The organism is Paenibacillus crassostreae, assembly GCF_001857945.1.
In the GTDB taxonomy this organism is placed as follows: Bacteria; Bacillota; Bacilli; order Paenibacillales; family Paenibacillaceae; genus Paenibacillus_AQ; species Paenibacillus_AQ crassostreae.
Genome location: NZ_CP017772.1, coordinates 1 through 20,893 on the forward strand (window position 1 = coordinate 1; position 20,893 = coordinate 20,893).

At 38.2% G+C, this 20,893-nt stretch carries 19 protein-coding genes and 7 pseudogenes; 15 read left to right on the plus strand and 11 right to left on the minus strand.

What is annotated here, in order from left to right; all coding sequences use genetic code 11:
• Positions 1 to 149 precede the first annotated feature (149 nt).
• Both LPB68_RS21535 and LPB68_RS21540 read left to right on the plus strand, forming a co-directional pair.
• Positions 150 to 713, plus strand: coding sequence for a hypothetical protein (locus LPB68_RS21535; protein ID WP_071193223.1), 564 nt, complete (start codon positions 150 to 152; stop codon positions 711 to 713).
• A gap of 24 nt (positions 714 to 737) precedes the next feature.
• A complete protein-coding gene (locus LPB68_RS21540; RefSeq protein ID WP_157891924.1) occupies positions 738 to 947 on the plus strand; it encodes a hypothetical protein in 210 nt (69 codons plus the stop codon).
• Positions 948 to 1,615: 668 nt separating this feature from the next.
• On the opposite strand, the gene LPB68_RS23775 is transcribed toward LPB68_RS21540, so the two are convergent.
• The 11 genes and pseudogenes from LPB68_RS23775 to fghA all read right to left on the minus strand — a co-directional run bounded on the left by LPB68_RS23775 (position 1,616) and on the right by fghA (position 8,790).
• The gene (locus tag LPB68_RS23775) at positions 1,616 to 1,930 is read right to left on the minus strand and encodes a hypothetical protein (protein WP_335582309.1); all 315 of its coding nucleotides are present in this window, start codon (positions 1,928 to 1,930) and stop codon (positions 1,616 to 1,618) included.
• Between the two features lie 129 nt (positions 1,931 to 2,059).
• Positions 2,060 to 2,194 (minus strand): hypothetical protein, encoded by a 135-nt coding sequence (locus LPB68_RS23780; protein ID WP_335582310.1) that lies wholly within the window; start codon positions 2,192 to 2,194, stop codon positions 2,060 to 2,062.
• 86 nt (positions 2,195 to 2,280) lie between these two features.
• Positions 2,281 to 3,091: pseudogene (locus LPB68_RS22490) on the minus strand (AAA family ATPase).
• A pseudogene (locus LPB68_RS21555) lies at positions 3,084 to 4,522 on the minus strand (transposase). Before LPB68_RS21555 ends, LPB68_RS22490 begins: the two co-directional pseudogenes overlap by 8 nt.
• 22 nt (positions 4,523 to 4,544) lie before the next feature.
• Positions 4,545 to 5,095, minus strand: a pseudogene (locus tag LPB68_RS21560) (recombinase family protein).
• 440 nt (positions 5,096 to 5,535) lie between these two features.
• On the minus strand, positions 5,536 to 6,105 hold the full coding sequence (locus tag LPB68_RS23545; RefSeq protein WP_237087924.1) for a hypothetical protein: 570 nt from the start codon (positions 6,103 to 6,105) through the stop codon (positions 5,536 to 5,538).
• 228 nt (positions 6,106 to 6,333) lie between these two features.
• A pseudogene (locus LPB68_RS23925) lies at positions 6,334 to 6,459 on the minus strand (hypothetical protein); the annotation flags it as partial.
• A 23-nt stretch (positions 6,460 to 6,482) separates the two neighbouring features.
• Positions 6,483 to 6,722: a hypothetical protein gene (locus tag LPB68_RS23550; RefSeq protein WP_237087925.1), complete on the minus strand. Its 240-nt coding sequence runs from the start codon at positions 6,720 to 6,722 to the stop codon at positions 6,483 to 6,485.
• A gap of 135 nt (positions 6,723 to 6,857) precedes the next feature.
• A complete protein-coding gene (locus LPB68_RS23625) occupies positions 6,858 to 7,583 on the minus strand; it encodes a hypothetical protein (RefSeq protein ID WP_250637632.1) in 726 nt (241 codons plus the stop codon).
• Positions 7,584 to 7,620: 37 nt separating this feature from the next.
• On the minus strand, positions 7,621 to 7,851 hold the full coding sequence (locus LPB68_RS23630) for a hypothetical protein (protein ID WP_250637633.1): 231 nt from the start codon (positions 7,849 to 7,851) through the stop codon (positions 7,621 to 7,623).
• Between the two features lie 108 nt (positions 7,852 to 7,959).
• Positions 7,960 to 8,790 (minus strand): S-formylglutathione hydrolase, encoded by an 831-nt coding sequence (gene fghA / locus LPB68_RS21570; RefSeq protein WP_071193225.1) that lies wholly within the window; start codon positions 8,788 to 8,790, stop codon positions 7,960 to 7,962.
• A 367-nt stretch (positions 8,791 to 9,157) separates the two neighbouring features.
• On the opposite strand from fghA, the pseudogene LPB68_RS22495 reads away from it, so the two are divergent.
• From LPB68_RS22495 to LPB68_RS21630, 13 genes and pseudogenes are all read left to right on the plus strand, one after another.
• Positions 9,158 to 9,509 (plus strand): annotated as a pseudogene (locus tag LPB68_RS22495) (winged helix-turn-helix transcriptional regulator).
• 332 nt (positions 9,510 to 9,841) lie between these two features.
• Positions 9,842 to 10,938 (plus strand): annotated as a pseudogene (locus tag LPB68_RS21575) (S-(hydroxymethyl)glutathione dehydrogenase/class III alcohol dehydrogenase).
• Positions 10,935 to 11,515, plus strand: a pseudogene (gfa, locus tag LPB68_RS21580) (S-(hydroxymethyl)glutathione synthase). The pseudogenes LPB68_RS21575 and gfa overlap by 4 nt, the downstream one beginning before the upstream one ends.
• A 1,107-nt stretch (positions 11,516 to 12,622) precedes the next feature.
• Positions 12,623 to 12,997, plus strand: a complete 375-nt coding sequence (locus tag LPB68_RS21585) for a hypothetical protein (protein WP_068658755.1) — start codon at positions 12,623 to 12,625, stop codon at positions 12,995 to 12,997.
• A 243-nt stretch (positions 12,998 to 13,240) separates the two neighbouring features.
• Positions 13,241 to 13,495: a hypothetical protein gene (locus tag LPB68_RS21590; RefSeq protein ID WP_071193226.1), complete on the plus strand. Its 255-nt coding sequence runs from the start codon at positions 13,241 to 13,243 to the stop codon at positions 13,493 to 13,495.
• A 42-nt stretch (positions 13,496 to 13,537) separates the two neighbouring features.
• Entirely contained in the window at positions 13,538 to 13,897 is a 360-nt protein-coding gene (locus tag LPB68_RS23635) for a DNA sulfur modification protein DndB (protein WP_071193227.1), read from the plus strand.
• Positions 13,898 to 13,920: 23 nt separating this feature from the next.
• The gene (locus LPB68_RS23640) at positions 13,921 to 14,325 is read left to right on the plus strand and encodes a DNA sulfur modification protein DndB (protein ID WP_071193228.1); all 405 of its coding nucleotides are present in this window, start codon (positions 13,921 to 13,923) and stop codon (positions 14,323 to 14,325) included.
• 56 nt (positions 14,326 to 14,381) lie between these two features.
• Positions 14,382 to 14,666, plus strand: a complete 285-nt coding sequence (locus tag LPB68_RS23645) for a hypothetical protein (protein ID WP_071193229.1) — start codon at positions 14,382 to 14,384, stop codon at positions 14,664 to 14,666.
• A gap of 415 nt (positions 14,667 to 15,081) precedes the next feature.
• Positions 15,082 to 15,492, plus strand: coding sequence for a hypothetical protein (locus LPB68_RS21610; RefSeq protein WP_071193230.1), 411 nt, complete (start codon positions 15,082 to 15,084; stop codon positions 15,490 to 15,492).
• Positions 15,493 to 15,547: 55 nt separating this feature from the next.
• Entirely contained in the window at positions 15,548 to 15,790 is a 243-nt protein-coding gene (locus tag LPB68_RS21615) for a hypothetical protein (RefSeq protein ID WP_162274321.1), read from the plus strand.
• A gap of 745 nt (positions 15,791 to 16,535) precedes the next feature.
• Positions 16,536 to 17,246, plus strand: a complete 711-nt coding sequence (locus LPB68_RS21620) for a PBECR4 domain-containing protein (protein ID WP_157756202.1) — start codon at positions 16,536 to 16,538, stop codon at positions 17,244 to 17,246.
• A gap of 1,284 nt (positions 17,247 to 18,530) precedes the next feature.
• Entirely contained in the window at positions 18,531 to 19,448 is a 918-nt protein-coding gene (locus tag LPB68_RS21625; RefSeq protein WP_068658776.1) for a tyrosine-type recombinase/integrase, read from the plus strand.
• Between the two features lie 301 nt (positions 19,449 to 19,749).
• Complete coding sequence (locus LPB68_RS21630; protein ID WP_068658774.1) at positions 19,750 to 20,568, plus strand: helix-turn-helix domain-containing protein; 819 nt, start codon at positions 19,750 to 19,752, stop codon at positions 20,566 to 20,568.
• Positions 20,569 to 20,893 lie beyond the last annotated feature (325 nt).

The window sequence follows — 20,893 nt, forward strand, 5'->3', positions numbered from 1 at the left end:
GCGTTTAGATTGATGGGATGAGTTATCCCCTTACTCTACTAAACTAAATCGATCTGAAAGGCGTTCAGAAGCAGGAATGGCGTGTCTTTGCGTCGAATGACGGATAGATAACGATGTGACGTGTCAGTGAGATGGAGGGATAACGACGGATGGATTTCAAACGGACATATTCACTTGTAGATGTATCCGAGCGAATCGGAAGGCCGAGAACGACGCTCGCGGATTGGGCGCGTCAGTTCAAAAGAGTTTCTGCCGACAGTTGGATCAGGGCGGACAATGCGCTACACGGAGGAAGCGGTCGAGTTATTCGGATTCATATCGAAAATGAAGACGCGAACGAGCATCCGGATTCTATACGCGAGCAGCTGCGCGGTGTGGTGCGCGAGATCATCGTTCCGATGACAAATGACGACGATGGAAAACCGTACCTCATGCAACTTGCTGGAGAGATCGATCAGCTAAAAAGGGCGGTTGTCATGCTGGCAGAACAGAACGACGGACTAAGACGAGAGCTTGACGAAGCTCGCCGGGAAGCAGCTACCGGGACTGAACAGCTCTCCGGACGGATCTCTGACGTACAGAACAGCCTCGGAGACGAGATCCGAAAGGGTCAGGAGCAGACAAGCGCTCAGCTGGGGGAGATCCTCTCTCGCGTCGATACATACGGAAAGCAGCCGCGCGGATTATTGAGATGGTTCAGCAAAGGTAATTGAATGTTTCATATTCGGAGGAGGATCATGATGCTACCAGTCGAAGGATTAAAAGTTGTAAAGGATGTGTGTAACATCGGAAGCTGGTCAAAAAGCGGTCAAACAAGTAGGTCGCGCGTTACGGGTGCGGTCATAGTAGTGACGGGTGCGGTAGCTACTCGTATCCTAAAAAGCAAGAAAGTTACTCTTAAGGCTAAGTTTGGGAAAGCGAAAGCCAGCGCCGTTTTTGAAGATTAAGTGGACTAGAACTGGGATTTAAGGAAATATACGGCTGTAGAGGAAGAACCTCACAAAGAGAGCCGCAACGGAGAAAGCATCCCGGAGTGGCTTTTTCGTTATGTCTATAGTCGAACAGGCGACCGAGGAGATCCGGAAGCTGTACGCTCAGATCGAGCAGCAGCGGAAGGATCACGTGTCACTTTAGGAGTTAATTTGCACCTATTTTAAGTGTTATTTTGCACAGGCCCAAATAAAAAAGAGATGGCAATCGCCACCCCTTTAATTTCTTGTGCCAATCGCGCCCAGTTTGTTTAATAAAGTACCGAGGTGTCTTCGGACCCCTGAATCATGTCTGTAATAGCAACATAAATATTTGGTGGATATTCAGCAATCCTATGAGTGAGATATAATACCACTCACTACCATATGTCAAATAAACACGAACAGGGAGTCCGTCAACTTTAAGTTGTTTGCAAAATCCGGGCGAATGCCATACAATCTCTGCTTCTACATATGGATTTTTTAAATAACCATGTTCGATAACTGCTTATATATTGCTTCATCATGCGAAGCAATTGAAACCGTATGTTCCGCCTCCACGCATAAATCCACTAATTCAATATACCGTTCATCCAACTTTTCGGAACGAGGGATACAAATATCTGACGGTTCTTGAAAGGCTCCCTTTACAAGACGAATCGCACTGGAGTAGTTAAGTAATTCCCTAAGATCATCAAGCGACCGATACAATTGAGCCTGAAGAGTAACCCTATGTTTGTATATCGAGCAACGGCTCTTTTGTAAACTGACAAGACTTGCTCTGTTTTATTTGATTCCTCGGCACTAATCATGAGCGATAAGCCATTATCGTGTGCCTCTTTTGCCATCTCTAATAAGTTTTGAAAAGCTAATTCAGAATCGACTGCTAAACCAATATGAGATAGATCAAAAGAGATACGAGTATTTAGCCCCCGTTCCCCGCATTCTTGTATTAGTTTCAAAAATTCATTTTTTGCTTGAATACACTTTTCCCTGCTGACCGTGTTTTCTCCGATAAATTCAAGAGAAATACGATACCCTTATTTATAAGCTGATTACCGATGCTACACCGTCTTCTTTTGATTCACCTGTTACAAATCGCTTAGCTGACCTTTGAAACAACGGATAAAGTTCAGAGATTGCTGAATGTATTCTTTTATCTCTAAATTTCGTGCAATGGATTTCAATGCGACTGCGAATTGTTTTTCTTCTGATGTAAAGATCATTTTTTCCTCCATCTTTTTATTTAAATTTCTACTTTATGCAACAAAATGGCCCGACTGCTGAACAATCGAGAGATAGCCTTTTATACTTACTTGATTCCGATTACTAAGCTATCTCGTGCGGCTTCAACAACTTCTGTTGTTATCGTCTCGAGCTGGTTAATTTCAAGTATTCTTTCAATTTGAGTGAACAGTCTCTGTATGAGCCTGAAGTTCCCTCCAGTAATCTTTATTATGCTGGTTATTGCTTCATAATCGGAAAAGTCCTCAAGCTTTATAGAAAGTCCTAACTCTTCCCATTTATACTCTAGAATATGATGGGTTTCATCTTTACTTAGTTTATCAAATTCATGAGCAAATCCAATTCTGGAGTAGAGTTGAGGGTATCGTGCTAATGTTTTTCAATGCCAGGCATTCCAATTAATATCATTGCAATGTCATTTCGATCGTAAATATCCCTAAGTTGTTCTAAATTTTGCACTTTTAGGCGATCAATTTCATCAACAATAATCAAGTCGATATTTCATAAGCGTCAGTGGTGTAATTTTCTTCTTCTCCTTTAGTAAGTACTTTATACATAGTTCTTACCATATTCATTCTGGAACCAATAAGATTGATCTGTTCAGTCATTTTAGTCGCTCGTACTGCCGGAGCTGTATAAAAAATTGTTCTAGCTTCAAGTATCTTTTCATCTGCATCTAGGCCAATATTGTTTGCTGTTTTATAAGCTATTTGTTTTTTCGATGGAATCCCAATTCGAATAGTACCTTGAGGACAATGTTTTTCCTACACCCGGTAATCCATAACAAATACCTATATATTGTATCTAATACATGCATCACAGAACTCGGCAAATCTCTTAAATTCTTTTGTTTCAATAAACTTTTGCCCTTTATTCATTGAAATACCTCTTTAGTTTCGACTTTTTAGAATTAGATTCATTTGTTTTATTCCCTAGCTCGTGTTGCTTTGATAGGGCAATTTCTTCCGCAACCGTTTTTCCAGAATCAAGTTGTTTCTTTAGATTTCTCCGTACTTTATTTCGTGCTGAAACAATCTCCTTTAAGTCTACTGTATAATCAGAAATCTCGGGGGAAATAGCCGTACATAAATATTTATCTTGATAAAACACTCGAATCTCCGCAATGTCTCTCGGATCATAACGAATAATGACTGTTTCACCAACGTATGCAGCTAGATTTGTGTCTATATATCTAAGTCCTTGGAAATGAATCCCGTCAGAATGAACTTTCCTTGGTTTTGCTACATTTAGCAATAATAAATCAAGACTTTCCAGACTTTCTGGCATATTGGGAAGGAATCCAGAATTATTCCACGACTGTATCGGTTCTTTTTTTGTTGTACCATGAAGCCTATGATGATAATTATATATAAGGAAATTAAATAATTTTTCATCCAGTTCCTTTAGGGTAAGAAGTGAACTAGTAGTTTGATTTCCCAAGTACCCAGGTAAATTGCAAAAATTGATTGACGGTTAAAAAAATCTTTCAATTTTCCCTCGTCCTCTTGGAACACAATTGCAGAAAAGACTAGATTAATTTTCAAATCAATTGCTACTTGCTCCAAATGGTTGGACGTAAAGTCACTTCCATGGTCTGTATAAAAAATTTCAGGTATACCACATATTTGCCAATCGGGATTACTTTTTCTCCATATCGCTTGATGTAAGACCAATGATGTATGTATTGCAGAGGGATTTTGAAAAGTCAGGAAATACCCAGCAATTGCACGACTATAGTCATCTAAAATAATTGTTAGCCAAGGTCTTTCTGGTTTTCCTTTTTCATTTAAAACTATAATATCTAATGGAGTGTGATCAGCTTGCCAAATCTCATTGGGATAGCTTGCTTCTCGTCGGTGAATTAAATCATATTGATTTTCGTATGCTTTTTCACCATCATGCGCTAACTTCTTCAAGCCTGCGAAAGGGACTGCGATACCTTATACACTTGATAATAACTCGGTTGTTGCCAGCCCTTTTTCTGACATTGTTCACAAACCATTCGATGAATAGATGTTAGCGAATTTCTTCTGTACTTCAAAATAAGTTGCTCAATTGCCACAGCTACTTCCGATTCTACATGTATTTTGCCAGCATCACTTCTTGTTTTTCGAATTAGGCCTTTTAATCCAAATTGTTTAAATCTTGAATCCAGTATTGTAGCGTTCTTTTTGCAATTCCGGTTTCCTCTGTAATAACAGTTAATTTTTTTCGTCGATAAGATAAGGCGCAATGATTTTATACTTTACCATCGCTGCTTGTCGTTGTTCTTCTGAATAAGCTGTTAATGGAGGATATTCGTTTTGCATAGACATCAACCCTTCCGATTTACTATTTTTCTAAATAGCGATAAATCGTCGTGCGAGACACACCCACTTTTCCGCAACATCTTTAATCGGTGTCCCACTTTCAATTAAAGCTTTCATCATTTCAATATCTTTTGGTCCATACTTCTCCGGGCGCCCACCTAGTCGCCCACGAGCTTTGGCAGCTGCTCGTCCCGCAGCCGAGCGTTCTTCGATCAGATTACGTTCAAATTCCGCAAACGCTGCGAACAAGTGAAACATTAATTGCCCCGTTGCATTGCTTTTGTCCATTGTTAGGTTTTCTTGCAGACTATGAAAGCCAATACCACGTTCATTTAAGCCGTTCACAATTTGAATCAAATCTTGCATGTTGCGTCCTAGTCGATCCAATCGCCAAACGACGATCGTATCGCCTTTGCGTGCATACTTAAGTGCCTCTTCCAAACCGGGACGTTGTTTTTTTGCTCCACTTATTTTGTCGTGAAAAATTCTCTTGCAACCATGTTGCGTTAAAGCGTCTGACTGTAAATCTAAATTTTGTAATCCTGTTGATACACGTGCATATCCAATTAACACCAAAACCACTCTTTTCTGATTTTACCTTTGATTTCATTGTAACATAAGTTGATAGTTATATGGTTAATGAACATAGATTAATGAACGGAGTTATGTTACGTTTAAAACAGTAAAAGACACCTCTCAGGGAGTAAAAAGGTGCGTGTTCAGAAAAGGACGGGTTTTGGAACATAGAAGATAATTAAGTAATCTAAATGTAAAATGAAAGATAAGTTTAAAATGTGGATTTGAAATAAACCCCAATAATTTACAAGGTTTTTTGTTCAGCAATCGGGTCAATTAGGGGTAATACCAGCGTCCATGCAACCAGGGCAAAGTAAACTATGAAGTGTCAAAAAGTATTATACACAGTATTTAAACAATATTATTTTAACCCCGTTCCTACCCAGAACGGGGTTATGCATGTTTGGGATTTGAACTTTAAATAACTTTATTGTCATTCAAACACCGAACTTAACGTTGTAAATTTGCATTTTGCTTATGGCACCTCTAATTTGACTAACATTTATTCCTGACTTTGTAGTAGTTCGGGGAATAAATAATGTATTATATGCATAGTCAAACGTCGAGACTTTCCTTTGTATGGAGGTATGCATATACATTGAAGGATTAAAGTTCGCTTCAATAATTCCATAAGCATTATTATTAGCTGCAGGAACATCTTTATTTTCTATAATCAAATCAATCCCACTAATTTTAGCCCCAAGTGCTGATACCGCATCCACTGCTATTTTTTTATAGTCAGAAATTTCATCGGTCACATCAATTGAGTCTCCACCTGTGCTGACATTAGAGTTTTCACGCAAATAGATGATCTCATCAACTTTTGGAATCGAATCAGCTCGATATCCTTGACCTTTAAGCATAAGATTCTCCAATTCACCTAATTGTATAATTTCTAAAGGGGTCCTATGGTCTCTTCCTCTTAAAGGATCACGGTTCTTTTCAATGACTAACTCTTCAATGGTATGTTTACCGTCACCTTTAACATTAGCAGGAACTCGTAACAAAATAGCATATACTTTATCATTAACACAAAAAATCGATATTCTGTTCCATTAAGAAACTCTTCGATTAATACAGAAGAATCTTCTTTAAATGCGAGTGTGATGGCTTTTTGATAATCTTCGTAATTTGCGCTTCTTTGAAGATTGATATGCCCAATCCGTAGTTCGTTGTTTTCGGCTTCACAACAAAAGGTTTGGTGGAAAATATATCATAGGAACGTAAAGCTTTTTCTATGTCATTAATTCCTTACCTTTCGGCACACGGAATCCATGTTGTTGAAGAATTTTCTTTGTTACTGTTTTATTTTCCATAATTAAAGTTGATACATAACTATCTTTACTTGTCATATTACCATTTTTTACATACTCAACATGATCTTTTAATTAAGCTTCAAAAATTGATCTTGCCGATCCAAAACTTCTACCTGGATTCCTTGCTGAATAGCATCAAACATTAAAATCTGAGTGGACAACTCCATGTCAGTAAATCCTGTTAATTGATATGGCTTATCCCATAATTTTTTATAATTTTCTTTGGCAATACTCGTAGCCACTTGACCTTGACTGCTTTTTTCACTCTCTTTGTAAAGTCTTCCAGCTAAAGTCTTGCTTGGGTCCATTAGCATTTCTCTCAGATGAACAAATAACGTATCTGAAATAGTCAAATTAAAATTGCTGCTAAATGTTCCATCTCATCATCATATTTTTAGCTTCTATTTCAAATTGTGTATGCTCTAATGGGTGCTCAAGAGCCACTATTTGTAAAAGTCGCCCATTTTTACCCACTCATCACAATTTTCTCCTTCATCTTTCCAGAGTAAATAAATTAAGAAAAGATGGAGAAATTCCGCTTGTTCATAACCAATTCCATACGGTTCAAAAGGATTTAAATCTATATTTCGCAATTCAATATATCTAATACCGTGATCGCTAGATCTGAAACATGATGTCCGCCTCTTAAACGACAGGTGAATAAAATTCTTTTTCTTCTGATAGAAGCCCTCTTTAACCATAGAAGAAAGGTCTGAAAGATAGTTCTGTATGCTACTATATGACACTTGAACATCATCAGAATTAGTATAACCATATTTACTGTTTCGAATGCTTCTTACTGCCTCATTCAAAGAATCTTCTTCAAAAAAATTCTTTTCACTACTAGGAGAAGCTCCATAAAAATAAGTGAATAACCATCGATAGTGTAAATAGTTTCTTGTGGCTTTTAAATAAATCTCTGTTTTAAAATGGCGATAATCTTTAATCTCCGATTGTGTGTTAAATAACGCTTGAATTAACTCATCCCCAAATTCAAAGTTAAAATGAACACCACAAATCATTTGTTTACGACGACCATAAGAATTGGATAAAGTTTGACGATATAGAACATTTTCAACACTTTTCAATTTTGCAATCATAATATTTTCTTCTTTTTCTGGTAACTGTGGCGGCATACTTAATGGCCAAAGCATCTCATTATTACCCATAGAACGATATGCAACGTCATGGATAGCTGCTAAGTAATTAAACTGTTCCTAATGTCTCAGTAACAGGTGTGATTATTTCCATCTGTAATTCTGAAAAGTCCCGCTGAATATACGGATGATCATCTCGCATCGAAATACTTTTAGGATGATCCGTTTTAGCTAAATTCCCGGATAAGTCAACTCGTTTACTTTCTTTTTCAATCCCATAACGAGCTTTTAATAAGTATGGTTTGACACGGTCATTGACTAACATTTTTTTAATATCCATATTATCTATACCTCCTAATTCTTTTACCTTTAAAAAAACAATCAAAAATATCCACACTTCAATTAAATGTGGATATTCAACATTCTAAATCTTATTGATTAAAAAGCATCATCTTAATTGTTTGACATGGAAAGCGAAATGATCTTCCAAGAACGTAGAGATGAAGAAATAGCTATGATCATAACCTTCCATTTTCTCGTAATTTACTGTTTGGTTATTTTTCCGTGCATTTTCTAAGAAAGTAGTCTCTTCCAATTGTTCTGGATAAAAAGTATCTGCAGTTCCTTGTGAAATAAGAATGGGTGGCACGCCAGTTTCTTTGATGAGTTCTGAAGCATCCCATTCTTTCCAATTTGCTTTGTCTTCACCTAAATAAGAGGAGAATGCTTTTATTCCCCATGGGACTTGACTAGGATTTAAAATAGGAGAAAAAGCAGAAATCGCTTTGAATCTCGCAGCATTTTTCATCCCAATCACTAATGCTCCATGGCCTCCCATTGAGTGGCCCATACTTTCTTTTCCCGAAAAATTAGGGACTAAAGTGGACGCAATTCCTGATAATTCATCTGTAATATACGTATACATTTTATAATTCTTTGCCCATGGATTTTGTGTGGCATTTAAATAAAAACCTGCACCTTGTCCAAGGTCGTATGCATCATCATCAGCAACGTTTTCTCCACGTGGTGAAGTGTCTGGAATAATGACTGCCACTTGATATTTTTCAGCTAATCTTTGAAAACCACTTTTTTGGCTAAAATTATCATCTGTACAGGTTAAACCAGATAGCCACCAGATAAGAGGGATTTCTTTCTTTTCTTTATTTGATGGTAAGTAGATACTAAATGTCAAATCACATTGTAAGACTTCCGAGTAATGGCTGTACTTATATTGTAATCCATCAAAGGAGGAATGTTTTTCAATTAGTTTAAGACTCATTATTTCACTCTCCATATGTTTAAATTGTGCGGATTGACTCACCTTTTATGAAGGAAGTCAAATGCCTTATTGATATCCATACCCATAATTACATAATAAAATCCATTATACAATACTGACATATTTGTCACTATGATATAATAGTGAAAGAAAGGAAAATCCTTGTTAGAAAACTTTACGACAACTTGTAAAAAGAAGCCCTATTGGTATGATGCGGAGATTGCATCCATAGAAAACTTAAATGGAGCATCAAACAAGGCAAAGATTAGAATTCTTATATACGAGAATTTCTGAAAAACCAAAAGAACATTCTAATATCATTTGGATGGTTTAAACCGTGTTACATCAATACTTATAAGGAATATAATTGGAAATTAATTATAAAGATAAAACTTATTTTACTGGCAAAGATTTGGCTTTATCAGTTATAGGAGGACGTTGGAAAATAGTGATTATATGGTGTTTGTTACAGGAGTCTCCATTGAGGTTAAGTGAAATGCAAAAAAAACTTCCCGAAGTCAATCAACATGTTAATTAGACAATTAAGGGAATTAGAAGATGATAACATAATTATTAGAACTGTATACCCCGTTGTACCCTAAGGTTGAGTATCAACTAAGTGAAATCGGTTGTCTCCTAGAACCAGTTGTAACTTCAATCTGTGATTGGGGAGATTTTTTAGCAACTCTTTAGAAAAAGACGCTCAAAAAAGAGATTGAATAAAATCTAAGTGTACTAAGCATGGGAATAAGAGAGAAAAAACAAGCATTAATTTTTTCTGTTCGCGTACCTGTTCATTACGCTTTTGGCTATTATGACATATTTGTCAGTATGGTAGGTTGAGTTACAATATGTAATCATGTAAATGTAAACAGTATAGTGTTTCACCATGTTTTACGTATTAATGTGGTCATAGTGTCAAATACGTCAGTATTGTCACCGGTTTATTTATATGTAATTATGGGTATGGTAACGCTATAAAAACAAAAGAAAGAAGGGTTTCATTTGAAAAGTAAAGCCCGTTGCATTTAAAGCGGGAGAACCGCTTCAGATTGTAGAAATCGATGTAGAGGATCCAAAAGCCGGAGAGGTTTTAGTAAAAATACTGTACACTTCAGTTTGTCATACAGATGCTTATACATTATCAGGGGATGATCCAGAAGGCGTATTCCCTGCCGTTTAGGTCATGAAGGTGCTGGTGTTGTAGTAGCTGTAGGTGAAGGAGTTACTTCAGTAGAACCAGGAGATCATGTTATTCCACTCTACACACCTGAATGTGGAAAATGTAAGTTCTGTCTTTCTGGCAAAACAAACTTATGTAGTGCCATACGGGAAACACAAGGTAAAGGGCTAATGCCTGATGGAACGACTCGTTTCTCTTATAATGGAGAGCCTATTTATCATTACATGGGAACAAGTACATTTAGCGAATACACAGTGGTTTCTGAAATCTCATTAGTAAAAGTTGAAGACAACAACGTACCGCTTGATAAAGTTTGTCTATTCGGGTGTGGGGTAACTACTGGTATTGGTGCTGTTCATAACACCGCGAAAGTTGAAGAAGGAGCTGTGACAGCTGTATTTGGTTTAGGAGCTATTGGATTAGCTGTAATCCAAGGATTGGCTCAAGCAAAAGCAAGCCGAATCATTGCCATTGATATGAATGATGGTAAAGCTGAATTGGCTAAAAAAATGGGCGCGACTGATTTTATTAATCCTTCTAAGTTTGATAAGCCAATCCAAGAAGTCATCGTTGAAATGACTGAAGGAGGAGTAGATTATAGCTTCGAGTGTATTGGAAATGTCGAAGTAATGAGATCTGCTCTTGAATGTTGTCATAAAGGTTGGGGAGAAAGTATTATTATCGGCGTAGCAGCTGGAGGGAAAGAGATTCATACCCGTCCATTCCAATTAGTTACAGGTCGAGTATGGAAAGGATCAGCTTTTGGCGGAGTTAAAGGTAGAACTGAACTTCCAGGAATGATTGAAGACTTCATGAATGGTAAAATCGATTTAGATTCGTTCATTACCCATCATTTGGACTTTATGGATATAAACGAGGCATTTGATTTGCTTCATAAAGGTGAATCGATCCGTACAATTTTAACATATGAAAATAATGAATATATTCTAGGAGAAAGCATATGACTACCACTAAATTGCATCCAAGATTAGATAACGGGATTACTGATTATCCAGAAGTAAAAGACTTTGCAGGAGGGACATTAAAGTGTCTTTGTGAATCAAATAGAGTAGAGGTCAAGGTAGATGCCCAAACATTGCACAACCATGCATGTGGTTGTTCTAAGTGTTGGAAACCAGAAGGTGCCGATTTTTCTTTAGTAGCTGTAGTACCTCGTGACAAAGTTCATGTCATTAGTAACGGCGATAAGTTAGAGATTGTTGATGAAACAGCTACAATTCAAAGACATTTTTTAAAGAATGTAAAGCACATTTATTTGGTCGTATAGAAAATAAAGATCATGCATTTTATGGTTTAGATTTTGTTCATACAGAATTATCAGAGGATAAAGGGTGGTCCGCACCACAATTTGCAGCATTTGTTTCGTCTGTAATCGAAACAGGTACAGCTCCTTCCCAAATGGCTGATATCCGAAAAGAGTTAAATAATATTGGATTACCTACCTATGATGTCCTATCACCTGAGTTAATGGATTTACTTGCTGCTAAAACTGCTGAACTGAATGGCACATTGCAAGAATAAAAGTTATATTTTAATGTAGTAATTAAGAAATAATAAACTAGTTAGATGAACTTTCTGTTTTTATAAACTAGCGGTTGTTCATTAATTGTAAAATCGTTAGTTTATAAAAACTATTGTCGTTAAGAGTCCTTTTAAACTCAAGTTCCGCTTCAATCTCACATATTTTAAAGAATTCTCCAGATTGAAAAGATACACAAAAGCACTTACTCTTTTTCAAAGTAAGTGCTTTTGTGTATTGATTCTTTTTGGTAGCGTACAAGTATATTTTGATTGAGATTAATTTTTGTGTTTCACATCAATTTTTAATAGGATTGAACATTCAGGCACGTAAGCGTACTTTATTTGAGTATTCACACCTAATTGGATCATAATAACGTTAGAAAAAGGAGATTGAGCGATGATGACTACTTATGAAGAAATGTAGCTAGTTTTGAAAAAATCGATTCCGAAAAAGCACAGGCATTGGTAAAAGGAGAGCCGAAGCCTTAATCTATATTGGAAAGGCTGTTTGTCCTTATTGTCAAATATTCGTTGAAAAACTAAAAAAGTTGCTGTGGAAACTAATACGACTATCTATTATGTGAATAGTGCGGAAAAATCCGATATGGAAGGTATTACGGCCTTCCGTAATGAATACGACATTCCAACGGTTCCTGGTTTCGTCGTTACTAGGGTGACACAGTAAAGGTAAATTCATCCATGTCAGAAGAAGAAATCAAAGCTATTATGAATAAATAATTCAATTGCAAACAGTGGTCTTCCGCAATCGGGCGCGATTGCGGAGCAATGAGCAGTCACTTTTTTTTTTGAATAGATCATAACGTTCAATAAATGGTGGATGTAAATAATTGAGAAACCCAGCTAATCTTCTCATGTGAAGGTAGCTGGGTTATTAAAGTCGAAGTGCAAAATAACACTTAAAGCAAGCGCAAAATAACATCCAAAGTGACAGTCTTTATCCTACGCTGTCGATTGAGTAGTGTCAATACTTTTAAGTTACGACACCAACAAGACTTTTCTAATCATTAGAACTAAGTCTTGAATTTGAATTAAGTCTAATGTAAGATGGGGATAAGAAAAAACCAATCCACTAATGGAGGGATTTACATGAAGGGAATTTCCGTTTCGCAAAGTTCAGCAAACATTGTGCTTCAGCAAAAATTAGACCCAGCAAAACAGTATACTTTTCAGGAAATCAAAGACGTACTTGCAACAGAGTTCAATGGTATTAATGACAACCAATGCTCAGGCTTGATACATCGATCTCACAGTAAAACTGATGGTGTTTTAGTGAAAAGCGACAAATATTATCAACTTCGTGCAACTGCTACTACAACAAACAATGGCTTAGAAGAAGCTAAGAGTATCCTTAAAGATGCTTTACGAGAAATTGAACTTATTCCTAATAAACAGATTAAGACAGCTGAACAATTTAACGAGCTTATTGAACTAAAGAGGAAACTCAACGAACTTATTAAGTAAAATCTAAAAAGACATTAGCTACTAATATAGATAATGTCTTTTTAGATTCATAACTGTTATGTAATTACATCATTTGGTAAGTAACATTTATTTTTATTTTTCAACAATAAAACTACCCAGGGTGGATTTATTGTTATAAAAAACATCCCTGGGTTTAAAAATATTAATCCAAGGGTATTTACATTTTGATAGATTCATATATAATAGAGCATATGGAATATATTTCCGAGAGGGGAATCTAGTATGGTTCAGAATGTACAAGAAGGAATTAGCTCTTTAAGTGATCTTATAACACGCAAAGGGGACACGTCAGAATTACAGCTCAAAGCTTTCTTATGTAACAACCTCGGACGTAACACATTGCTGGCAAAAGTGCCTATGTATGAGTTTTATCGCATGTCTGAAGTAGCTAATGAGCGCAGCGAGGATGGAACCCCCGTTGCACAACCAATAACAAAACCGCTGCGGAGTTGGCTCGTTATATCATCAAAGGATTAATCAGCAACTGTAGAATTAAATCCCTCGGATGATGGACCTATCATGAAGGCGCGTAAAAGACTTCAAGAGTTAGTAGGTAAACAACCATACTTGGCTTTACAACCAATCGTCGCTAATTTGAGAACGGCTGGTCGTAACGGAAGCAACCTTCGAGCACAACAACTAGAAACAGCCGATCGAGAGGGTATGGGTATTCGCGTTTGGTTAGGACAAAAAGATATTATGTGGGTTGTTGATGGGCAACACCGGCGTAAGGCGATTCAAATGGTAATTGAATTCCTGGAGGAAATAAGAATTGACCAAAAATATCCCCTAAGAAGCAATCTTTATTTCCGCATAACCGTGATGAACGTATTGTTCCACATGACGAATTGGCTGTATGGATCGAATGTTATGAGTTAACGCGTGGTGATTGTACGGTTAGTATGGATATTCACTTAGGTTTAAATATCATTGAAGAGCGGCAGTTATTCCATGATTTGAATAACCTCGCGAAAAAGGTTGAAAAGAGTCTCGCTCTAGAATTTGATAGCTCAAATGCTGTGAACGCGTTCATTAAAGATGAACTCATTGATGGAGGACTTATCAACGTATCTATGGGGGACAAGTTGGATTGGGAAGATGACGATGGTTCCTTCTCGAGAAAGGATCTTGTGGCGGTTAATGCCCATTTGATCTTGAATAAATCAAATATTAATAGTGCGGCTCCGGCAATTGTACAGCCTCGTCTACCTATCGCCAGACGCTATTGGCAATCAGTAGCTCAAATTCCTGGATTCGGAGAAATGGGGCTAGGAGGCTTACAGTTTCTGCCCAATCTGTTCTTCTGAAAGCAATCGCAAAACTAACGTACGATTTTGCCTTCGGTCGTCAAGCGGATATCAATTTGTTGGACAAGCTGTTGGATGGGATAACAGATATGGATTTTAGCCACGACAATCCAATGTGGCGTTATTATCAGCTGACAGAGGATGAATTGAAGCGATATGGACTGGATAGCTTGACTGAATATTTGCCAGATAATGCAACAGGAAATCGGGATGTTGGTAACTTTGACTCGGAGACTGGCTGGATGAGGTTTGGGGCGAAACATAATGATATATATCCAATTATCGGGGATATGATTCGTTGGAAACTACGCCTTCCTAATCGGCATGAATCGCGACTTTAAGCAGGAGAAAAACAGGGGAAAAAAAATACGATTACTAACCTGCCACTCATCGATATCGATAAATGCATAAGCTCAGTCACTTAACTAGTTAATAATTGACTAAGAATATTATCCACGGAAACGGGTATGGGCAACGACACTATTTTGTGGCATTTCGCAGCTTGCTCGCACGAAATGCCCATCTATATCATCGATTAGTTGCACAGTTCTTTCTGCATCCTTTAAGGAGGTGATTACGTTCATATCTTTAGATTAAATGCTCTCCGTCCCTCTTGTCCATGCAAAAAAGGCACAGCATCTGAGAAATGCCACGCCTGGTTTGACCCTGTAAGGGCCGATATAGTACTACGACTAATGCTATTATAGCATGTACCTCGGCCAAACAATATTTTAATCTATTGGAGGTATTTAATTAATGACTACTACAATTCCTACACTAACTGTTACTAACCCGATCGATATCCATTGGAGTCATGTTGGTTGCACCGTTCTTTCCAGCTCCAAATACGGACTCGAGTATGACCGCATTAAGGTTCTACATGAAATTGGGTTAAATGCTCCACTTGCCCAAGACGAAAGCTTCTATGCTCCACCTGCAAACCGTGCGATTGACGTCCGCGCTTTATTCCCGGATGGCAATATCGTAAGCTTCGTTGGCCAACGCTATTCAGACCTGCAGGACGAGCTTCAAAAATATAGCCAAGCCGTTGCGGATGGGAACGTTGAAGAACTGAATCGACTACATCATCTCTTTCTCTCGACAACGATGCTGTCACCGGTACTCTTTAAAGCCGGTACCAAGTACTTACATTCGAATATGAACTAGCCCTCTATCCAATGGAAGGCACTCCATCTGATTTGAATTGACGACGCTTGCACCAATGCCGTCATTCCGACCTGCTGGCCAGAGTCAAATCACGGTCCGCATCGACTTACCAAGCTCGAATAATCTAGCATTCAATGCCGACGTGATAGAAGCAGCAGGTTATGAATTTGACCCAGCGACCGGGGCCGTAACAGGTGAGGTGCAAAAAATCATCGAAGGTGACTATGGCCTCCGCAAAATCATCGTCTGGAACTGGCAGGTTGACCCATTCTTCCGTGTCCATTATCGTTACCGCTAAAATAAATGCCCCCGATCTATCTTCGGGGGCATTTATTTAGGCTTAATAGGCTCTACTGATGAGAAGGAATGGACTGTAAGTGAGTTATTTATTAAAGGGTACATCAGGTGGAATTGACTAACTATCTAATGGAGATTGTCCTGGAGCCACAGCTTTAGCGGTCTCTTTCTTTAAATTAAAACTCCCAATCATTTACAAGGCGGATCCCATAGAAAATTTTCTGCCTGCGGGACTCCTATTTTCAGATACCTTTTTAAACCTTCCACTCATACACCGTATCCCTCTTAGATACTGTTGTGCCAGGATATTTTTAATAGACATGAAGTGTTTGGTTTGAATTAACCCCATGAATTATTCATAACGTAGATGCCTTGAGTTTCGCGAAAGCGGCTTTCGGTAGGGACATGCAGAAATCATGGGGGCCAAAATTAATGGCAACTGGAGTAGAGACGTTAGTATTCAAGTGCCTAGTCAAGCCTGAATATATTAACCTCTGACAGTTGAATTGCGTTGCTTGGAACATTAGACTTACCTCTAAAAACTGTTATAAAGTGCAAATAATGCTTTCTCTTGTTTCCTCCGAATTCCTACGTAATAGAGGGAAAGTCCATAATTTACTTGAATTATATACGGAAATTCGTTTATACTATGGATGAACAAAAAATTTGTTCTGATGATCAAACAATTTTGATCCAACTACGCAGACGAGGCGCTCGTGCGTACCCACTTGGGGGCACCGTAAAGTGTGAAAAACAATTCCATTCCTATCCCACAGGGAGATGATCTCTGTCGCTGCCACCTTTATATTTTAAAATTACGTGGATCGGCCTTGATGTTTATCAGGGTCGATTCTTTGTTTAGGGGAAATATTATGTCCTTATCCGTACAAGATCTATTAACTTTAAAGGAACTACCTTCAGAAGACGATCTGACGTTACAACTGCTTGCATTTTTTTATGAAGAACATATTTGCCATCAGATATTCCACTATAAGATCAGAGATAAGCGTAGGGATATTCAACTGCGCTTCAAGACGATTGACCTTCCTCATCTGCTTGGCATTCATAAAATAAAAACTGGCTCTGGATACAGAGGGAAACGGGGATTTCCTGAACTAAAGAACGGGAACATTACTCTTGATCTTCTGAAAAGCGCTAATATTGGCGGTTACGAAAGCACCATTCATCGTATTTTACATTTCCCTTTTTTGTATCAATTGATTCATGCACCGACCTTTATTATTTTTAATCCTCATATTGCGAGAAGCATGATAGACGCTGAGTTTATGCTCTATAACCGCTATAGCGGGCGATATATTCACCTCGGTATAAAGAAAGAAGCTAGCACTGATCTATATACTCCTGTCACCTTCTTAGAAAGAAAAAATGTATATAATGGCATGAAAATAGTTCCGGTTGATGAAATCATAATTATTCCTGAAAAGAAGGATACATAGGAAAAAGACCCTGAACAATTCAGGGTCTTTTTTAATCCGATTTTGGTCACTAGGTTTAATGAGGTACCATATATTATAAATCATCGTAACTTGATTTTTTTATTGTCGCAACTATGATAATGTAAACATTATTATAGTTCATAGGGAGTAGAGTGTATGTTTCTCTCAATCAATCTCAACATCGATAGGATGACCAAAGTCCTCTGGCAGGTTATACATACTAGTTATTACACGGGCATACTTTATACCCTGTAGCTTTCCTTTAAGGAATTCGTTTGTCGGATCTGCTTCGATCTCAACTCTAAATCAGCTATGCATTGCGAAAAGTAATTCATAAGATAATCAAGTTTCTGCATGCTATTTCCAACTCCAATCAGATTTACTAGTATCTACTCTAGATTTTCACTTGTATTGTGTAATTTACAGGATAGGTGATATAATGCAAGCATATCTTATTTCATTCTACTTATTTTTCTGCGAGAGCCATGCGGCATGCTCGTCATTCTAATTGTGGTACTAATTAATTTATACTATAAGTCTGTCTAATTATCCTTTAGGATACCATTAACATAACTTTAATCGTCACTCTCTCTGGGATTGACTACTATAAAAATTCAAAACACCTTTCGGTGGAGCTAAGCAATACTCCTTACTGAAAGGTGTTTTTTTTATATATAAATTTCCTATTCGGTAGAAAGAGTTAAGTTATGACCAGGGGCTCCACCCCAAAGATCGCTTGCGATCGCTGGCTGGTTGGAAAAGTGGAGCAAGAGAATACGGCATTGTCCGAACGTTTTCTCTTTAAGAAACAAAAAGAAATCGGCAAAGGATGATCGAGGTCGAAGACCTGGCCAAGTTTGGCTGTTGCTTCTAGCGACGATCGCTCGAGCAGAATGCGTAAGCATTCACCCGTTGGCGGGAAAGCTCAATTAATTACTCATAACAAAAAGTGAATTGAGCCCTAGAAGGTCGCTTTCTCTCTGATATCTTTCCTTTCGAAAGGAAAGATATCAGAGAGAAAGCGACGGCGCACACATCTCAGGTGCTAAGAACAGCAAGGGTTTCAGCAAACTTTCGTTTCCCAGATAAACGAGGAAACGATGAGGACGCTGGCTACTTGCTAGTAGGAAGAGTCTGTTCTTTTTAGGAAGAAAAGATGATCTACGTGCTTCGCAAGTTCAAATTTGAAGGGAGGAAGTACCAGCATGCAGGACCAAATTACTCGCGACGATCTTATCTCAATCCTGGAGTTGTATACAGAGAGAATATGTGAGGGTTCTCCTCATGGGTAAATCTCCTTGTGAAGTTCAAGTTGATAAGTTTTTCAAACATACGCGTGCGAATAGTTTCGCAACACGCGATCGATATAAGGATGATTGCCAGCAGTTTTCGCGTTTTTGTAGTGAAAAATTCAAGTTGCAAAACATCCGGAATATGAACGATAAGCATGTGGCCGCATTCATTAAGGATGCACAACAAAAGGGGTTGGCACCAAAAACAATAAAAAATAAGCTCTCTTCACTTCGTTATTTACATGATTTGTTAGACAAACCTCGATATCAACTATCGGATAATAAGCAACTGCAGTTGCAGCATGGAATTAAGCTTGCCAAGACACCTCAAGTAAATGGAGATCGTTCCTGGACAAATGAAGAATATAGTCGCATGAAGGAAATCTCAAGAGACCTGGGAAACAGCAACGTTGCAGATTGTATGACACTGGCTAGAACGATGGGTCTTCGAGTGACAGAGGCAGCAGCTATTAGTAGAGCTCAGGCAGAATATGCGATCCGAACCGGTGTATATCAAGTTAAGGGCGAATCGAAAAATGGTAAGCACCGTCAGGTTCCGATCAGTCCAGAAGGCAAAGCGATATTTGAACGTCGTCTAGTCGTTACCGATCGTGGCAACCGGTTGTTCATCCGGACTGGCGAAAGAACACACCAGGTCGTAAACCAGATGCAAAAATTCGTGGAGTATCACCGTGATAAAGTGAAGACAGTGGAAGGTACAGAGACTCGGTTGGACAAGCGCGATGGTTCCACACGCGAGTTGACCTTCCATGGTCTTCGGTATGGTTATGTGCAGGATCGTATGCGAGAAGAAGTCGATCGGGGGTTTTCCCGTGATCAGGCAGCTTTAATCGTTAGTAAAGAAGTTGGTCATGAGCGTGGGGACGTGATCAAAATTTATGAAGGTTAATAATTCTTCATAAAACCCCTTATATATCAAGGTTCTTTAGAAAATTATACATTAGTTATACATCATGTATACTCGATTTTTCCTAGTTGTAGTCGGATTTTCTCGTATTTACGAGATTGGTAGATTAACGTATAATTAAGCCCAACAACGAAAAAAGCGCCCTATGCTTTGGTCGGCTAGGCGCTCTTCTTCGTTACTATAACAAGGGACAAGTCTGTCCTTATTTGATTACGTCCATATTAGCATGACGTAACTTAAATAGGCAAGCATGTCCCTCATAAAAATCGGAGGGATTTTTTTCATGTCAAACGAACGGATTGAATACATACAAGATGATGGCCAGTTAAGGGTATTTATTGTTCCCGTTGATATTATGGATGTTCCCGACTTATCTATCTATGAGCAAATGGTGTACATGGTTTTAAGATCCTATGTAAATCCAACAGATCCAACAGCATTTCCTTCCTATCCGACCATAGCGAAACGGGGACGGATGAGTAGAAGCAGCGCCATCCGTGCTGTGGAGGGTTTAGTACAAAAGGGATTGATTACAAAGGAACTCCGGTTGGACGTAAGCAAGAATCGTAAGATCAAAAACACGTCCAACTTATACACATTAATCATGCCAAAGAAGCTCAAGGATAATAAGGGTAGTGTCTCACAGACACGAGGGGTAGTGTCTCACAGACACGGGGGTAGTGTCTCACAGACACCCAATCATAATCATTTAAAAGAACCATTATTAAATAAGATTGATTGTATGAACACACACAAAGAACTCGATTCCTCTTCTGAATCTATTCAAAATGAACTATATGAATCTCTGAATAAATATATCCCTAAATACTTTTATATCGAAGGAATCCCTGTTGGATTGGAATACATAGATGAGATTTTCCTCATGTTAATCACTCAATTCTCGGATCATCTCGATCCTGAGATCGTCGAAATTGCCGCTAAACGATACTTTGACCGAACCGCTAAAATTGCACTGGGGACACCAAACGGTGTTGAAATGACTCTCGAAGTGCGCGAACCAGTAGCGCTATTCCAAATATGTTATAAAGAATCCATAGCGCTATACAAAGCTAAGTACAATCACGCGACTAGACGGCCATAAGAGATCCTCTAAAGCGTTTAGTCTGTCTATCAAATAAATAGTGTATCAAACAATTGAGGACTCTTAAACGACCTCCTGTTAGTTGTGAGGCGGTAGTGGTAGCGATCGATACTGAGAAATAGAAAGCTTCATGAGAGCGTTCAACGACGCGGAACCGCGAAGCGGTATAGCTTTAGAATGTTATGAATCCAGATAGAACAGCATGATGTGAGAGTAGGATTGGATCGTATGAAGAAAAAGACAAAGTGGAGCGCTATACTTTTGGGTGCATTATCGGGTGTAGCTCTGGTTTTCTTGTTAGAGTTGATTAACGTAGACTCATTAA

Coding starts and splice junctions, on each gene's coding strand:
- LPB68_RS23625 (WP_250637632.1), bottom strand. CDS start 7,583: ATGGGTAATAATGAGATGCTTTGGCCATTAAGTATGCCGCCACAGTTA.
- LPB68_RS21630 (WP_068658774.1), top strand. CDS start 19,750: ATGTCAAACGAACGGATTGAATACATACAAGATGATGGCCAGTTAAGG.
- LPB68_RS21625 (WP_068658776.1), top strand. CDS start 18,531: ATGGGTAAATCTCCTTGTGAAGTTCAAGTTGATAAGTTTTTCAAACAT.
- LPB68_RS21540 (WP_157891924.1), top strand. CDS start 738: ATGATGCTACCAGTCGAAGGATTAAAAGTTGTAAAGGATGTGTGTAAC.
- LPB68_RS21585 (WP_068658755.1), top strand. CDS start 12,623: ATGAAGGGAATTTCCGTTTCGCAAAGTTCAGCAAACATTGTGCTTCAG.
- fghA (WP_071193225.1), bottom strand. CDS start 8,790: ATGAGTCTTAAACTAATTGAAAAACATTCCTCCTTTGATGGATTACAA.
- LPB68_RS21535 (WP_071193223.1), top strand. CDS start 150: ATGGATTTCAAACGGACATATTCACTTGTAGATGTATCCGAGCGAATC.
- LPB68_RS23780 (WP_335582310.1), bottom strand. CDS start 2,194: ATGATCTTTACATCAGAAGAAAAACAATTCGCAGTCGCATTGAAATCC.
- LPB68_RS21610 (WP_071193230.1), top strand. CDS start 15,082: ATGACTACTACAATTCCTACACTAACTGTTACTAACCCGATCGATATC.
- LPB68_RS23640 (WP_071193228.1), top strand. CDS start 13,921: ATGGATATTCACTTAGGTTTAAATATCATTGAAGAGCGGCAGTTATTC.
- LPB68_RS23630 (WP_250637633.1), bottom strand. CDS start 7,851: ATGGATATTAAAAAAATGTTAGTCAATGACCGTGTCAAACCATACTTA.
- LPB68_RS21590 (WP_071193226.1), top strand. CDS start 13,241: ATGGTTCAGAATGTACAAGAAGGAATTAGCTCTTTAAGTGATCTTATA.
- LPB68_RS23635 (WP_071193227.1), top strand. CDS start 13,538: ATGAAGGCGCGTAAAAGACTTCAAGAGTTAGTAGGTAAACAACCATAC.
- LPB68_RS21615 (WP_162274321.1), top strand. CDS start 15,548: ATGCCGTCATTCCGACCTGCTGGCCAGAGTCAAATCACGGTCCGCATC.
- LPB68_RS23550 (WP_237087925.1), bottom strand. CDS start 6,722: ATGGACCCAAGCAAGACTTTAGCTGGAAGACTTTACAAAGAGAGTGAA.